At 53.7% G+C, this 15,957-nt stretch carries 11 protein-coding genes, 4 tRNA genes and 4 rRNA genes; 13 read left to right on the forward strand and 6 right to left on the reverse strand.

Features of this window, described 5'->3' with window-relative positions; translation table 11 throughout:
* Positions 1-41: 41 nt before the first annotated feature.
* From gmhB to ACVWZ0_RS04415, 8 genes are all read left to right on the forward strand, one after another.
* Complete coding sequence (gene gmhB / locus ACVWZ0_RS04380) at positions 42-602, forward strand: D-glycero-beta-D-manno-heptose 1,7-bisphosphate 7-phosphatase (RefSeq protein ID WP_253455360.1); 561 nt, start codon at positions 42-44, stop codon at positions 600-602.
* Positions 603-1,011: 409 nt separating this feature from the next.
* Positions 1,012-2,553: ribosomal RNA gene (locus tag ACVWZ0_RS04385) — 16S ribosomal RNA — on the forward strand.
* Between the two features lie 172 nt (positions 2,554-2,725).
* Positions 2,726-2,801: transfer RNA gene (locus tag ACVWZ0_RS04390), tRNA-Glu, on the forward strand.
* Between the two features lie 227 nt (positions 2,802-3,028).
* A 23S ribosomal RNA gene (locus tag ACVWZ0_RS04395) occupies positions 3,029-5,935 on the forward strand.
* Between the two features lie 105 nt (positions 5,936-6,040).
* Positions 6,041-6,156: ribosomal RNA gene (gene rrf, locus ACVWZ0_RS04400) — 5S ribosomal RNA — on the forward strand.
* Positions 6,157-6,345: 189 nt separating this feature from the next.
* Positions 6,346-6,421: transfer RNA gene (locus ACVWZ0_RS04405), tRNA-Thr, on the forward strand.
* A 32-nt stretch (positions 6,422-6,453) separates the two neighbouring features.
* A 5S ribosomal RNA gene (gene rrf, locus ACVWZ0_RS04410) occupies positions 6,454-6,569 on the forward strand.
* Together the 16S, 23S and 5S rRNA genes with 3 tRNA genes alongside form the textbook arrangement of a ribosomal RNA operon.
* 116 nt (positions 6,570-6,685) lie before the next feature.
* Positions 6,686-6,762: transfer RNA gene (locus tag ACVWZ0_RS04415), tRNA-Asp, on the forward strand.
* Positions 6,763-6,887: 125 nt separating this feature from the next.
* Here ACVWZ0_RS04415 and yafC read toward each other — a convergent pair.
* A complete protein-coding gene (gene yafC, locus ACVWZ0_RS04420) occupies positions 6,888-7,784 on the reverse strand; it encodes a DNA-binding transcriptional regulator YafC (protein ID WP_253455359.1) in 897 nt (298 codons plus the stop codon).
* Between the two features lie 390 nt (positions 7,785-8,174).
* On the opposite strand from yafC, the gene ACVWZ0_RS04425 reads away from it, so the two are divergent.
* Positions 8,175-8,960 (forward strand): endonuclease/exonuclease/phosphatase family protein, encoded by a 786-nt coding sequence (locus tag ACVWZ0_RS04425; protein ID WP_253455358.1) that lies wholly within the window; start codon positions 8,175-8,177, stop codon positions 8,958-8,960.
* On the opposite strand, the gene ACVWZ0_RS04430 is transcribed toward ACVWZ0_RS04425, so the two are convergent.
* The 3 genes from ACVWZ0_RS04430 to gloB form a co-directional block, all read right to left on the reverse strand.
* Entirely contained in the window at positions 8,957-9,655 is a 699-nt protein-coding gene (locus tag ACVWZ0_RS04430) for a cyclase family protein (protein ID WP_253455357.1), read from the reverse strand. The two genes, ACVWZ0_RS04425 and ACVWZ0_RS04430, sit on opposite strands and share 4 nt — an antisense overlap.
* Before the next feature lie 107 nt (positions 9,656-9,762).
* Positions 9,763-11,121, reverse strand: coding sequence for a murein transglycosylase D (mltD, locus tag ACVWZ0_RS04435; RefSeq protein ID WP_125288908.1), 1,359 nt, complete (start codon positions 11,119-11,121; stop codon positions 9,763-9,765).
* A 70-nt stretch (positions 11,122-11,191) separates the two neighbouring features.
* On the reverse strand, positions 11,192-11,947 hold the full coding sequence (gene gloB, locus ACVWZ0_RS04440) for a hydroxyacylglutathione hydrolase (protein ID WP_253455356.1): 756 nt from the start codon (positions 11,945-11,947) through the stop codon (positions 11,192-11,194).
* A 44-nt stretch (positions 11,948-11,991) separates the two neighbouring features.
* Between gloB and ACVWZ0_RS04445 the strand changes: the two genes are divergently transcribed.
* A complete protein-coding gene (locus ACVWZ0_RS04445; protein ID WP_253455355.1) occupies positions 11,992-12,723 on the forward strand; it encodes a class I SAM-dependent methyltransferase in 732 nt (243 codons plus the stop codon).
* On the opposite strand, the gene rnhA is transcribed toward ACVWZ0_RS04445, so the two are convergent.
* Positions 12,708-13,175, reverse strand: coding sequence for a ribonuclease HI (rnhA, locus tag ACVWZ0_RS04450; RefSeq protein ID WP_253455354.1), 468 nt, complete (start codon positions 13,173-13,175; stop codon positions 12,708-12,710). The genes ACVWZ0_RS04445 and rnhA overlap by 16 nt on opposite strands.
* Before the next feature lie 52 nt (positions 13,176-13,227).
* Here rnhA and dnaQ point away from each other — a divergent pair, with 52 nt between their 5' ends.
* Together dnaQ and ACVWZ0_RS04460 are read left to right on the forward strand one after the other, a co-directional pair.
* Positions 13,228-13,962, forward strand: a complete 735-nt coding sequence (gene dnaQ / locus ACVWZ0_RS04455) for a DNA polymerase III subunit epsilon (RefSeq protein WP_125288912.1) — start codon at positions 13,228-13,230, stop codon at positions 13,960-13,962.
* 123 nt (positions 13,963-14,085) lie between these two features.
* Positions 14,086-14,162 (forward strand) — tRNA-Asp (locus ACVWZ0_RS04460).
* Between the two features lie 67 nt (positions 14,163-14,229).
* On the opposite strand, the gene fsa is transcribed toward ACVWZ0_RS04460, so the two are convergent.
* Positions 14,230-14,919: a fructose-6-phosphate aldolase gene (fsa, locus tag ACVWZ0_RS04465; protein WP_253455353.1), complete on the reverse strand. Its 690-nt coding sequence runs from the start codon at positions 14,917-14,919 to the stop codon at positions 14,230-14,232.
* Between the two features lie 135 nt (positions 14,920-15,054).
* On the opposite strand from fsa, the gene ACVWZ0_RS04470 reads away from it, so the two are divergent.
* Positions 15,055-15,954, forward strand: a complete 900-nt coding sequence (locus ACVWZ0_RS04470; RefSeq protein WP_253455352.1) for a glycyl-radical enzyme activating protein — start codon at positions 15,055-15,057, stop codon at positions 15,952-15,954.
* Positions 15,955-15,957: the final 3 nt, after the last annotated feature.

Genomic DNA, 15,957 nt, shown 5'->3' on the forward strand with positions numbered 1-15,957 from the left:
GTGCGATACTCTGTCTTAACATTAGTAGCAGGAGTTTCCACGTGACGAACAAAGTCCCCGCAATATTTCTCGACCGTGACGGTACCATGAATATCGATCGCGGCTATGTCCATGAGATCGACAACTTTCAGTTTATCGACGGTGTTATCGAAGCGATGCAGGAACTGAAAAAAATGGGTTTCGCGCTGGTGGTGGTCACCAACCAATCTGGTATCGCTCGCGGCCTCTTTACGGAAGATACCTTTATGCAGTTAACGGAGTGGATGGACTGGTCGCTGGCCGATCGCGAAGTCGACCTGGACGGCATCTATTATTGTCCTCACCATCCGGAAGGCGTAGTGGAAGAGTATCGTCAGGAATGCGACTGCCGTAAGCCGCAGCCGGGCATGCTGCTCTCTGCCCAAAAAGAGCTGAATATCGATATGGCGGCTTCTTATATAGTAGGCGACAAAATTGATGACCTGCTGGCAGGTAAAGCGGCAGGTGTAGGCACAAAGGTATTAGTGCGCAGCGGCAAGCCGGTAACGGAAGAGGGCGAAAATGCAGCAGATTGGGTGATAGATAGCCTTGCTGACCTGCCTTCGCGCATCAAAAAGCGCTAAAAAGCAGCGTTGCGAGCAAAAATAGAGCGAACGATAAAAAAGTTCATTTTTACGCTTGCCTTTCCGCGGCGCCTCCCTATAATGCGCAACCACTGAGACGGCACAACGGCTTACAGGCCAGCGGCTCAGGAGGTTCAGGAAGCTGAATCGCCGGAGAAAAACTTCTGAAAAAGAGGTTGACTCTGAAGGAGGAAAGCGTAATATACGCCACCTCGCGGCAGGAAGCGAAAGCACTGGCCGCAACGCTCTTTAACAATTTATCAGACAATCTGTGTGGGCACTCGCAGGATTGATATCAGCGTCTCCGGACGCAAAAAAATATCAAGTCTTAAGAGTGAACACATAATGAAATTCATTATGACGTTTTACACTTGAGCATCGCTGCACTTGTTGCAGCAAATCGAACTTTTAATTGAAGAGTTTGATCATGGCTCAGATTGAACGCTGGCGGCAGGCCTAACACATGCAAGTCGAACGGTAGCACAGAGAAGCTTGCTTCTTGGGTGACGAGTGGCGGACGGGTGAGTAATGTCTGGGAAACTGCCCGATGGAGGGGGATAACTACTGGAAACGGTAGCTAATACCGCATAACGTCTTCGGACCAAAGTGGGGGACCTTCGGGCCTCACGCCATCGGATGTGCCCAGATGGGATTAGCTAGTAGGTGGGGTAACGGCTCACCTAGGCGACGATCCCTAGCTGGTCTGAGAGGATGACCAGCCACACTGGAACTGAGACACGGTCCAGACTCCTACGGGAGGCAGCAGTGGGGAATATTGCACAATGGGCGCAAGCCTGATGCAGCCATGCCGCGTGTATGAAGAAGGCCTTCGGGTTGTAAAGTACTTTCAGCGGGGAGGAAGGCGATGCGGTTAATAACCGCGTCGATTGACGTTACCCGCAGAAGAAGCACCGGCTAACTCCGTGCCAGCAGCCGCGGTAATACGGAGGGTGCAAGCGTTAATCGGAATTACTGGGCGTAAAGCGCACGCAGGCGGTCTGTCAAGTCAGATGTGAAATCCCCGGGCTTAACCTGGGAACTGCATTTGAAACTGGCAGGCTAGAGTCTTGTAGAGGGGGGTAGAATTCCAGGTGTAGCGGTGAAATGCGTAGAGATCTGGAGGAATACCGGTGGCGAAGGCGGCCCCCTGGACAAAGACTGACGCTCAGGTGCGAAAGCGTGGGGAGCAAACAGGATTAGATACCCTGGTAGTCCACGCCGTAAACGATGTCGACTTGGAGGCTGTTCCCTTGAGGAGTGGCTTCCGGAGCTAACGCGTTAAGTCGACCGCCTGGGGAGTACGGCCGCAAGGTTAAAACTCAAATGAATTGACGGGGGCCCGCACAAGCGGTGGAGCATGTGGTTTAATTCGATGCAACGCGAAGAACCTTACCTGGCCTTGACATCCAGAGAACTTAGCAGAGATGCTTTGGTGCCTTCGGGAACTCTGAGACAGGTGCTGCATGGCTGTCGTCAGCTCGTGTTGTGAAATGTTGGGTTAAGTCCCGCAACGAGCGCAACCCTTATCCTTTGTTGCCAGCGATTCGGTCGGGAACTCAAAGGAGACTGCCGGTGATAAACCGGAGGAAGGTGGGGATGACGTCAAGTCATCATGGCCCTTACGGCCAGGGCTACACACGTGCTACAATGGCGCATACAAAGAGAAGCGAACTCGCGAGAGCAAGCGGACCTCATAAAGTGCGTCGTAGTCCGGATCGGAGTCTGCAACTCGACTCCGTGAAGTCGGAATCGCTAGTAATCGTGGATCAGAATGCCACGGTGAATACGTTCCCGGGCCTTGTACACACCGCCCGTCACACCATGGGAGTGGGTTGCAAAAGAAGTAGGTAGCTTAACCTTCGGGAGGGCGCTTACCACTTTGTGATTCATGACTGGGGTGAAGTCGTAACAAGGTAACCGTAGGGGAACCTGCGGTTGGATCACCTCCTTACCTGAAGATACCTTCGTGCGTAGTGCTCACACAGATTGTCTGATAGAAAAGTAACGAGCAATGCGTCTTTTGAGTAGGGTTCTGTGACAAGTAAATTTGTCGCACAGATTTGCCAGCAAATCTTCACCTTTACACAAAATAACCAGTCTGCGACTGGTTAAGCAATTTTTGTGTCCCCATCGTCTAGAGGCCCAGGACACTGCCCTTTCACGGCTGTAACAGGGGTTCGAATCCCCTTGGGGACGCCATATCTGATAATGAGTGAAAGACATTATCAACCGTATCTCAAAATTGATTCCGGCTTTAAGCCTGAGTCACGTTTGAGATATTTGCTCTTTAACAATCCGGAACAAGCTGAAAATTGAAACGACATGTCGTTTTCATTCTCCGTAATAAGAATGAAGTCAACGATATGTTCGAGTCTCTCAAATGCTTGCAGCTGACAACCGTCTTTCGGGACGCTTGTGGGTTGTGAGGTTAAGTGACTAAGCGTACACGGTGGATGCCCTGGCAGTCAGAGGCGATGAAGGGCGTGCTAATCTGCGATAAGCGTCGGTAAGGTGATATGAACCGCAACAACCGACGATACCCGAATGGGGAAACCCGGTGCACTTGTGCATCATTGCAGCATGAATACATAGTGCTGCAAGGCGAACCTGGGGAACTGAAACATCTAAGTACCCAGAGGAAAAGAAATCAACCGAGATTCCCCCAGTAGCGGCGAGCGAACGGGGAACAGCCCGGAACCATCATCAGTTTGTGTGTCAGTGGAAGCGTCTGGAAAGTCGCAGGGTACAGGGTGATACTCCCGTACACAAAGGCATGCTTATTGTGGGTTCGAAGAGTAGGGCGGGACACGTGATATCCTGTCTGAAGATGGGGGGACCATCCTCCAAGGCTAAATACTCCTGACTGACCGATAGTGAACCAGTACCGTGAGGGAAAGGCGAAAAGAACCCCGGCGAGGGGAGTGAAACAGAACCTGAAACCGTGTACGTACAAGCAGTGGGAGCCTTCTTTATGGGGGTGACTGCGTACCTTTTGTATAATGGGTCAGCGACTTATATTCTGTAGCAAGGTTAACCGTATAGGGGAGCCGCAGGGAAACCGAGTCTTAACTGGGCGTTAAGTTGCAGGGTATAGACCCGAAACCCGGTGATCTAGCCATGGGCAGGTTGAAGGTTGGGTAACACTAACTGGAGGACCGAACCGACTAATGTTGAAAAATTAGCGGATGACCTGTGGCTGGGGGTGAAAGGCCAATCAAACCGGGAGATAGCTGGTTCTCCCCGAAAGCTATTTAGGTAGCGCCTCGTGAACTCATCTTCGGGGGTAGAGCACTGTTTCGGCTAGGGGGCCATCCCGGCTTACCAACCCGATGCAAACTGCGAATACCGAAGAATGTTATCACGGGAGACACACGGCGGGTGCTAACGTCCGTCGTGAAGAGGGAAACAACCCAGACCGCCAGCTAAGGTCCCAAAGTCATGGTTAAGTGGGAAACGATGTGGGAAGGCACAGACAGCCAGGATGTTGGCTTAGAAGCAGCCATCATTTAAAGAAAGCGTAATAGCTCACTGGTCGAGTCGGCCTGCGCGGAAGATGTAACGGGGCTAAACCATGCACCGAAGCTGCGGCAGCGACGCGAATGCGTTGTTGGGTAGGGGAGCGTTCTGTAAGCCGTCGAAGGTGGACTGTGAGGTCTGCTGGAGGTATCAGAAGTGCGAATGCTGACATAAGTAACGATAAAGCGGGTGAAAAGCCCGCTCGCCGGAAGACCAAGGGTTCCTGTCCAACGTTAATCGGGGCAGGGTGAGTCGACCCCTAAGGCGAGGCCGAAAGGCGTAGTCGATGGGAAACAGGTTAATATTCCTGTACTCGGTGTTACTGCGAAGGGGGGACGGAGAAGGCTATGTTGGCCGGGCGACGGTTGTCCCGGTTTAAGCGTGTAGGCTTGTGTTCCAGGCAAATCCGGAACACTTCAAGGCTGAGGCGTGACGACGAGGCACTACGGTGCTGAAGCAACAGATGCCCTGCTTCCAGGAAAAGCCTCTAAGCTCCAGGTAACACGGAATCGTACCCCAAACCGACACAGGTGGTCAGGTAGAGAATACCAAGGCGCTTGAGAGAACTCGGGTGAAGGAACTAGGCAAAATGGTGCCGTAACTTCGGGAGAAGGCACGCTGGCGCGTAGGTGGAGGGACTTGCTCCCCGAGCCGAGGCCAGTCGAAGATACCAGCTGGCTGCAACTGTTTATTAAAAACACAGCACTGTGCAAACACGAAAGTGGACGTATACGGTGTGACGCCTGCCCGGTGCCGGAAGGTTAATTGATGGGGTTATCCGCAAGGAGAAGCTCTTGATCGAAGCCCCGGTAAACGGCGGCCGTAACTATAACGGTCCTAAGGTAGCGAAATTCCTTGTCGGGTAAGTTCCGACCTGCACGAATGGCGTAATGATGGCCAGGCTGTCTCCACCCGAGACTCAGTGAAATTGAAATCGCTGTGAAGATGCAGTGTACCCGCGGCAAGACGGAAAGACCCCGTGAACCTTTACTACAGCTTGACACTGAACACTGGTCCTTGATGTGCAGGATAGGTGGGAGGCTTCGAAGCGTGGACGCCAGTCCGCGTGGAGCCGTCCTTGAAATACCACCCTTTAATGGCTGGTGTTCTAACGTAGGCCCGTAATCCGGGCTGCGGACAGTGTCTGGTGGGTAGTTTGACTGGGGCGGTCTCCTCCCAAAGAGTAACGGAGGAGCACGAAGGTCAGCTAATCACGGTCGGACATCGTGAGGTTAGTGCAATGGCATAAGCTGGCTTGACTGCGAGAGTGACGGCTCGAGCAGGTGCGAAAGCAGGTCATAGTGATCCGGTGGTTCTGTATGGAAGGGCCATCGCTCAACGGATAAAAGGTACTCCGGGGATAACAGGCTGATACCGCCCAAGAGTTCATATCGACGGCGGTGTTTGGCACCTCGATGTCGGCTCATCACATCCTGGGGCTGAAGTAGGTCCCAAGGGTACGGCTGTTCGCCGTTTAAAGTGGTACGCGAGCTGGGTTTAGAACGTCGTGAGACAGTTCGGTCCCTATCTGCCGTGGGCGCTGGAGAATTGAGAGGGGTTGCTCCTAGTACGAGAGGACCGGAGTGAACGCACCGCTGGTGTTCGGGTTGTCATGCCAATGGCACTGCCCGGTAGCTAAGTGCGGAAAAGATAAGCGCTGAAAGCATCTAAGCGCGAAACTTGCCTCGAGATGAGTTCTCCCTGTGGCTTTAAGCCACCTGAAGGGACGTTGAAGACGACGACGTTGATAGGCCGGGTGTGTAAGCGCAGCGATGCGTTGAGCTAACCGGTACTAATGACCCGTGAGGCTTAACCTTACAACACCAGAAGCGTTCTGGTAAGCGTTATGAGAGACGCAACATTTTCAGCCTGTTCACGGATAAACCCGCGCGGCCTCAGGGCGGCGGGGGAAACAGAATTTGCCTGGCGGCTTTAGCGCGGTGGTCCCACCTGACCCCATGCCGAACTCAGAAGTGAAACGCCGTAGCGCCGATGGTAGTGTGGGGCCTCCCCATGCGAGAGTAGGGAACTGCCAGGCATCAATTTAAGCAGTAAACTGGTATTACGAGGCAGTTCACTACTCTCAGAGAGTAGGACAAACAAGCCGTAAGGCGAAGTTTGAACGTTGCGATGCAACGGCCCGTAGGGTGAACAAAGGTTCATCAACTGCCAGGCATCAAATTAAGCATTAAGCGTGACTATTCCGCTTACTGTAAGTAATAAGCGTGCTGATATGGCTCAGTTGGTAGAGCGCACCCTTGGTAAGGGTGAGGTCCCCAGTTCGACTCTGGGTATCAGCACCACTAATATGGCTTGAGTGCGGTAAAAGAATTTGCCTGGCGGCTTTAGCGCGGTGGTCCCACCTGACCCCATGCCGAACTCAGAAGTGAAACGCCGTAGCGCCGATGGTAGTGTGGGGTCTCCCCATGCGAGAGTAGGGAACTGCCAGGCATCAATTAAGAGCAGTAAACGTGAGTAAACCGTTTGCGCTCAGACCTTCCAGTGACGTGGAAAGGGCGAAACACCTGAGATCGGAAGCAACATTCTGAGTTCAGTACAGAATCGGTGGAGCGGTAGTTCAGTTGGTTAGAATACCTGCCTGTCACGCAGGGGGTCGCGGGTTCGAGCCCCGTCCGTTCCGCCACTTTATATAAGGCCCTGAGCTAACGCTCAGGGCTTTTTTTTGCGTATAAGTTTTGGTCAGCCGGCCTGCCTGTGTTCTGCCATTATCCCTTCCTGGACAGGCCAGCCTTCGACTATCTTTTTTCTTTAAAGCGGATGTTGCCTGAGCCATTCGCTGACAAAATCAATAAAAGAGCGAACGCGTGAGTTAGCCGAGCGATCCCCATAGTAAACCGCGTTAAATGGCATATCTACCGGCACAAGCCTGTCGGCCATAACCTCTATCAGCGAACCATCGTTTAAATCTTTATTGATCATAAAGTCCGACAGGCAGGCAATGCCGTTACCGGCCAGGCACAGCTGCCTGAGCGTCTCGCCGCTGTTTGAGGTACTGGCGGGCGTAATGTCATAAAGCTGCCCGTCTGCATTACCAATGGGCCAACGGTTCAAGCTCAGGGGTTCAACAAAGCCCAGACAGTCGTGCTGTGCCAAATCCTCTACGGTTTGCGGCGTGCCGAACTGTTGCAGCCAGCCAGGGCTGGCGACTATTTTACGTCGACTATTAAACAGCAGGCGCGCGCGAAGGCTGGAATCAGTAAGATTACCGGCACGGATAGCGATATCTACCTTACGTTCAATCAGATTGATAAAAGTTTCGGATGAAACCAGAGAGAGGGTGACTTCAGGAAAGCGCTCCCGAAAAGGTTTAATCATCGGCATTAACAGATGCAGAACCACCGGCGTAGCAGCATCAATACGCAGTGACCCTTTTGGCAGCCTTTTTCGTTCTGCCAGCTCGTTTTCCGCTGCGGACATCTCCTGAAGAATCGCCTGAACGCGCTTGAAGTAGGCTTCGCCTTCCTGGGTTAATTTAATCTGTCGGGTGGTGCGTGTCAGTAGCTCTACCTCGAGCTTGTTTTCCAGCTTTTTTACCGCACGGCTAACGGCAGAATTTGCCATTTTCAGCCGCTCGGCGGCCTTGCTGAAACTGCCGCTTTCCACCACGGCGACAAAAATCGCCAGTTCCTCTGAGTTTGCCTTCATGACTGCTTCCTGAACGTAATGCTTTTTTTGGAGCCTGCAGGCGGTAATTAAAGCATGAGGAAGCAGGGGAAGCCAGACAACGGGTGAGGCTGACTGGCCTCTGTCAGTGCGTTGACAGCAATAAAGCATCCCTGTGGCGTTGTCTGAAAATGCCCGGTGCTCGTCTGGCCTGTAAACAGTCGGATCTCTGTCCTGTTATGAACGCTATCAGATACATAACCGGAGCCGGCGCGTTAAATCGGCTACAGTTAAAGGCGGCGGACAACCAAAAGTTTGTATTTGCTTACCTTCAGCTGGCACTTATTAGGCGCCTCCGATTGAAACCCGGCCATAAAGTCCCTATAACTGAATGCAGGATCATTGATCAACACGCAGAGGTCAGACGCTAACGTGCGGAAAAAAACTTATGCCATGAGATATGTAGCAGGGCAGCCAGCGGAACGTATTTTTCCGCCGGGCGCTATGCTGCATATGGGCAAAGCGTTACCGCCCGGTGCGCCGCTGACAGAGCACGCTACTCTACGGGTGCTGGTATGGAACATATTTAAACAGCAGCGCGCCGAATGGCTTTCGGTATTACAAAACTTCGGTAAAGACGCTCAGCTGGTATTGCTACAGGAAGCGCAGACGACCCCAGAGCTGATCCGTTTTGCCACCAGTAACTATCTGGCGGCGGATCAGGTACCGGCATTCGTCCTGCCGCAGCATCCTTCCGGCGTGATGACGCTGGCCGCTGCGCATCCCGTCTACTGTTATCCGCTGCGCGAACGTGAACCGCTGCTGCGGCTGGCTAAATCAGCCCTTGTCACCGCCTATCCGCTACCGGACGGCAAGATGCTGATGGTGGTGAATATCCATGCGGTCAACTTTAGCCTGGGGATCGACGTATACAGCAAGCAGCTTGGCCCTATAGGCGAACAGATTATTCACCATAAAGGGCCGGTGATTATGGCCGGGGATTTTAATGCCTGGAGCCGCCAGCGGATCAATGCGCTTTATACCTTTGCCCATAATATGGGGCTGCACGAGGTCAACTTTACCGACGACCATCGCCGTAAAGCCTTTGGCAGGCCGCTGGACTTCGTTTTCTACCGCGATATGGGCGTAGCGGAGGCCTCCGTACTGGTGACGCGTGCTTCCGACCATAACCCTTTACTGGTTGAGTTTAAGCCTTAATCCTGTACCAGAGCCACAGCGCGAACGGGCGAGGCGGAGCCGCCTTTGATGCGCAAAGGCAGAGCGATAAAGGTAAAAGCCGTCGGCAGGCTGTAAAGGTTTGCCAGGCTTTCAACGATCAGGCCTCCGGCACTTAGTATCGCCTGATGAGCCGGATAATCTTTGCTGCCTGCATCATCCAGCGACATCGCATCGGTACCGAAAACCGTAACGCCTTTTCCCAACAGGTAATCTGCGCCTCTGGCTGACAGCCCCGGCCAGCCGTTCATAAACGCGGTATGATCGGGACGGCAACGCCACTTTTTATCGTAGCCCGTATGAAACAGGACGATATCCTTTGCCGCTATTTCGCCGTATCTGCCTTCCCAGTCCGCGATCGTCGCACGAGTAATCGCGCTGTTCTGCGGCAAATGGGTCATATCCAGACAGCGACCACGCCCGGTCAGCTGGCAAATATCAACCTTATCAATGCATTTTCCGCCCGGTATAAAATGTGCCGGCGCGTCTATATGCGTGCCGCAATGATCGCCGAAGCTCAGCTGACAGTTATAGTTACCGTCGCCTGCGGCGAATGTCTCTGCGCTGCTCATGAAAAAGCGCCCGTCACCGGGCCAGACCGGCATGCCTTCTTCATAAACGTGGCTCAGTTCAATCAGGCGATGCTGGTTCAGCAGCGCAACCAGATCATTCGTCATGGCGGCCTCAGGATCGTTGGACAGAGGGGCAGTAAAGCACAGGAGAGGGGAGCGGGAAATGTCGGGCATAAAAAAACCAGTCCGAAGACTGGTTTTTAAACTGAGCTTTAGCTGTCAGGCGTGGCGTTGTTGGTGACAAATAGCGTCAGCCTGTCGCCGGGCTGAATATTCGCCGAACCGCCGCTGTTCCAGCGCAGCAGATCTTTCGTGTTCACGCCGTGACGTTTTGCGATGCTGGCCAGAGAATCACCCTTACGAACCTTATAGGTGATGCTGTTGCCATTATCGGCCAGTCTGGCTGCGCTTTCGCCGCCGCCCAGGCTGAGCGTCTGCCCCGGTTTGATGTTCACGCCGCGCAGGTTATTAGCCTGCTGTAGCGTCTTCACCGACACGTTCAGGCGTTTTGCAATGCCTGACAGGGTATCACCATTACGCACCTTGTAAGAGGTGCTGGTACTGGCCAGCGCCGTTGGCTGCACCGCCGCGATATCGCCTGTTGCCAGGGAGTTGCGCAGCTGCGCCACGTGCGACTTCGGCACCATGATATAGTGCGGGCCGTTAGGCGCCGTCATCCCGCGCTTGTAGCCTGTATTAAAGCTCTTCAGCTTGTTCAGCGACATGCCGGCCATTTCCGCCGCCTGCGTCAGCTCAATCTGCTGACCCACTTCAACACGCGCCAGCGCACGGGTTTCGTTAGGTTCCGGAAGACGGATGCCGTAACGCTTGTTGTTTTTCAACAGCTCGCTTAACGCCAGCATCTTCGGCACATAAACCGTGGTTTCATGCGGAAGCGACAGCGACCAGAAATCCGTTGCCTTACCGCGAGCCTTGTTGCTTTTTATCGCTTTCAGCACGCGGCCTTCGCCGCTGTTGTACGCGGCCACGGTCAGCAGCCAGTCACCGCCGAACATCCCGTTCAGCCGCTGCATCATATCCAGTGCGACTTTGGTAGAGGCGACAATATCGCGACGACCGTCATACCACTGGTTCTGCTTAAGACCATAATTACGCCCCGTCTGCGGCACGATCTGCCAGATGCCTGCGGCATTGGCAGAAGAGGTCGCATGAGGATCAAAAGCGCTCTCCACTATGGGTAATAGTACCAGTTCCATCGGCATCTTACGTTGCTTAATCTGCTCGACAATCCAGTACATATACGGCTCAGCCCGTAACGTTACATCGTGGAGATAGCTCTTGTTTCTTAAATACTTTTGTTTTTGTTCGCGTATCCGGGGGTTTTCCGGAACCTTCATCTTCAGCTCATCGCTAATGAAATTCCACAGATCCTGATCTTTCGTCAGGCTGGTCCCATCGTCCTGCCAGCGTGGCGATAACAACCGATCTGCGTTCTGACTGCTCTGTGCTGAAGACAAACTCTGTGCATGCTGTTCGGGGGCGTCGTGCTTAGGCGCCTGGCACCCCACCAGCAGGACCGAGGCGAGTAGTAATATCGCTTTAGCCTTCATGTGTGTGTCATTGTTCGCTTAAAAGACGAGCAACTATACGTGCTCGGGCTGCTCAACACAACCCGAAAAATCAAAAATGGTCTTTCTTCTCGCGTAGAGTTGCAAAAACTTGCCATTCTTGTTGCGGGGGTGTTTCGAAGCCAATAACTTTCTGTAAATCAGCATCTTGCGTACGCAGAAAAACATTTATTTGCCGCTCAAAAGCGAGCGTTACGGGCAAGGAAACCGCGTTTTTTGCACGTAACTCCTTAATTTCGCGATAATAGCCCGCTATTTTCGTATCCTGTGGCAGCAGCGAGCAGGCAAACTTCATATTCGATAACGTATATTCGTGCGCGCAGCACACCAGCGTTTCTCCCGGAAGCTGATTAAGCTTTTGAAAAGAATTGAACATCTGTTGAGGGGTACCTTCAAACAGACGTCCACAGCCGCCGGAAAACAGCGTATCACCACAGAAAAGGTAAGGTGCGCTATAGTATGAGATATGTCCTAAAGTATGCCCCGGCGTAGCAATCACACTAAATTCGAGGCCCAAAATAGCGACCTTATCACCCTCAGCGACAAGCCGATTGCTTCCCTTATCTTGTGTCTCTTGCGGGCCGTACACCACCAGATCGGGAAAATGTTGCAGCAGTTCTTTCACGCCGCCAACGTGATCGTGATGATGATGCGTCAGCAGGATCGCCGCTGGCCGCCACTGGTTTTTTTCCATGGCCGTCAGTACCGGTGCCGCTTCGCCCGGATCGACAATCAGGCAGTCGCCCCGATCGTTATTTAATGTCCAGATGTAATTATCCTGAAAAGCCGGAATGCTGGTAAGATTCATTATCGCCTCGTTGACTGGCCGCAATGGAAAGAAGATGGTAAAGCATGAAGCCCGCTAAAACACGCCATATTCGTCACGTGCCGTATTCCTGGGCGGACATCCCCTGGGGAGACTACTATCGTGACGCGCTGACCCGGCATCTGCAACCCTGTCTGGACAGGCTATACGGTTTTCATTTGCTGAAAATCGGCTCGCTGAGCGCGGAAATCGACACGGCAAGCTGCGCCATTTCGCATCAGGTCAACGTTGGCTTACAGGGCGACAATTTGCAGGTTCTGGCCGATGCCGGCAGCCTGCCTTTTGAATCAAAATCGGTTGATGCCTGTTTACTGGCGCACAGCCTGGCCTGGAGCAGCGATCCGCACCGTATTCTGCGCGAGGTAGATCGCGTTTTGATCGATGACGGCTGGATGATTATCAGCGGCTTCAATCTGTTCAGCGTGCTGGGGACGGGCAAACTGGTGCCCGGCCTGCGCCAACGCGTGCCGTGGAACAGTCGGATGTTTACCCAGACCAGGCTGATGGACTGGCTCAGCCTGTTAAACTACGAGGTGGTGCAGCGCTCGCGCTTTCAGGTGCTGCCGTGGAATCGTCAGGGCGGTAAGGTCATCAGCACGCATCTTCCGGCGCTGGGCTGCCTGAGCATTATCGTCGCGCGCAAGCGGACTTTCCCGTTAACGATGAATCCGGCCAAAAAGGCAGCGGCCCAAAGAAGGCTTGCACCCGCCGTTGGCGCAACCAGCCGGATGCGTCGACGCCATCAGGATGCTGACTGATAGCCGATGTCTTCAAAGGATGGATTGCCGGCGGCCGCGCGCGCCAGTTCGTCGCAGCGTTCGTTTTCAGGATGGCCGGCATGGCCTTTTACCCATTCCCAGGTAATTTGATGCTGGCCCAGCGCCGTATCCAGCCGTTTCCAGAGATCGACGTTTTTAACCGGCTTTTTGTCCGCCGTTTTCCAGCCGCGCTTTTTCCAGTTATGGATCCAGCTGGTAATGCCCTGACGCACGTATTGGCTGTCGGTACTCAGCACGACGTCGCAGGGTTTAGTCAGCGCTTCCAGCGCGACGATAGCCGCCATCAGCTCCATTCGATTATTGGTGGTCAGCTGATAGCCGGCGCTGAACGTTTTCTCGTGCTGGCCGTAACGTAAAATTGCGCCGTATCCGCCCGGGCCAGGATTGCCAAGACAAGAACCATCGGTGAAAATTTCTACCTGTTTAGGCATCTCTGGTAGACTCCCTGTGTAAAAACGCCAAGTCTGACATAAAACGGGTCCTATGAGCACAGTAAATACAACGCGTCAGATCGTCCTCGATACTGAAACCACCGGTATGAATATGATCGGGGTGCACTATGAAGGGCACCGCATTATTGAAATCGGCGCCGTTGAGGTGGTAAACCGTCGTCTCACCGGCAACAACTTCCATGTTTATCTCAAGCCCGATCGCCTGGTCGATCCGGAAGCGTTCGGCGTACACGGTATTGCCGACGAATTTCTGGCGGATAAGCCGACCTTCGCCGATATTGCCGACGATTTCCTGGCCTATATAGAAGGTGCCGAGCTGGTGATCCATAACGCCTCGTTTGATATCGGCTTTATGGACTACGAATTCGGCAAGCTTGGCCGCAATATCCCCAAAACCGAAACCTTCTGCCAGATAACCGATAGCCTGGCGATGGCGCGCAGGCTGTTTCCCGGCAAGCGCAACAGCCTGGATGCGCTCTGCTCGCGTTATGAAATAGATAACAGTAAGCGAACGCTGCACGGCGCTCTGCTTGACTCCGAAATTCTGGCCGAGGTCTTCCTGACCATGACCGGTGGGCAGACGTCGCTGAAGTTTTCGATGGAGGGCGACAGGCAGGAGCAGAGCAACGACGAAACCATCTATCGCATCACGCGTCCGGCTTCTGGCCTGTGCGTGATAGCGGCGACGGACGAAGAGATTGCCGAACACGAATCCCGCCTCGATCTGGTGATGAAGAAGGGCGGAAGCTGCCTCTGGCGTGCCTGAAGACGTTGAAATGTCGTAAGAGTCGAAAAAACAGGCAGTCGATCAGCAAGCTTAAGAAAAAGCATTGACGGGATGCAGGCCGCACCGTAATATTCGCCCCGTTCCCGACGGGGAACAAAGCGCGGAGCGGTAGTTCAGTTGGTTAGAATACCTGCCTGTCACGCAGGGGGTCGCGGGTTCGAGCCCCGTCCGTTCCGCCAAGTATCCGGAAAGCCCGATGCAGCAATGCATCGGGCTTTCGTCATTTCGGCATACAGCCCGTGATTTTTATTCCTTTCCGCTTTTCTCTTCCTGAATCAGCCTCGCGGTTCCAAAAGCCTTTATCCACTGCTGTTCAAACTGATTGACCGCGGCGGTAACCGCTGGCGCAGAGAGGATCTGTTCGGCCACATCCAGCGGCAACGTTATTGCTTCGCAGCCAGCCAGCATACACTCCAGCGCCTGGCGAGGCGTTTTGAAGCTGGCCGCCAGCACTTTAGCCCCCGGCGCATGCAGAGCAAGCAGCTGTTGAAGTGCTTCTACTGTCTGAATGCCATTTCCGCCCTGGGCGTCAATACGGTTAACGTAAGGCGCGACATACTCCGCGCCAGCCAGCGCCGAGAACAATCCCTGCGCTGCGCCATAAACGGCGGTGCCCAACGTTGGAATAGCCTCTTTTTTCAGCTGCCTGATTGCCGCCAGGCCTTCTGTCGTAGCCGGAATTTTTACGACCACATCAGGAAGGATCGCGCGCAGCTGTAACGCTTCCTCCACCATCTCTTCCGCCCGGGCGGCAATAACCTGAGCAAAAATTTTGCCCTGGCCGCCCAGCGCCGCCTGCAACTCAGGTAACAGAATGGATAACGGCGTTTTCCCGCCGGCGACAATAGCCGGATTGGTGGTCACGCCCGCCAGCGGCAGTATCCTCGCTAAACGTTTTACCGCCGCTACATCCGCAGTATCAAGATAGAGTTCCATATAGCTCCTTAAGCCTGTTGACGATCGCAATTCCGAAATATTACCCGCTGCGTGAACTTGTTTATTGCCCGGGATCAAAGTTACTTTCATTTGAAAGTATTTAAATCTTCGTACGTAATATGACGGAGGCGGTTCATGATTTTCAATATTCAGCGCTATTCCACACACGACGGGCCTGGTATCCGCACCGTGGTGTTTTTAAAAGGCTGTTCGTTGAAATGTCGCTGGTGCCAGAATCCGGAAAGCTGCTCGCACGAGCGGGAAATCCTGTTTGATAAAAGAGCCTGCCTGTCGGGCTGCGAGTTATGCCAGCTGGCCGTGCCGGACGCCATCGTTCGTCAACAACAACAACTCGTCATTTTCCGGGAGAAGATGCGTCCCAACCATTTCTCCGCGTTGGAAAACTGTTGCCCCACCCAGGCGCTGACGATCTGCGGCGAAGAGAAAAGCGCAGCGGAAATTATGGCCGTAGTCAGGCGGGATAAGCCTTTTTATCAGCGCAGCGCGGGCGGCGTGACGCTTTCCGGCGGCGAGCCTTTTATGACGCCAAACCTCACCGAAACGCTCTTACGGCTCAGCCATCAGGAAGGGATCCATACGGCCGTGGAAACCTGCCTGCATGTGCCGTGGCGTTATATCCAGCCTTCGCTGCCCTGGATCGACCTGTTCCTGGCCGACCTTAAACACACCGACGAAGCGCGTTTTCAGGCATGGACGAACGGTTCGGCGAAGCGGGTGCTGGCTAATTTGTGCAAGCTGGCGGAAACGGGCAAGGAGATCGTCATCCGTGTACCGCTCGTTCCGGGTTTTAATGCCGATCGGCAGTCGATCCGCAGCATAGTGGATTTCACCGCCGATCGATTACGGGCCAAAGAGATCCATTTCCTTCCCTATCACACGCTGGGTAAAAGCAAATATGCCTTGCTTAATCAGCCTTACCTTGCGCCAGCCAGGCCGCTCGATAATCCGGAAATCCTTGCCTTTGCGCAGTCGTACGCGCGGCAAAAAGGCCTGATAACCACGCTAAGAGGATAAAAT

It is taken from the genome of Erwinia sp. TECH1, from assembly GCF_054057575.1.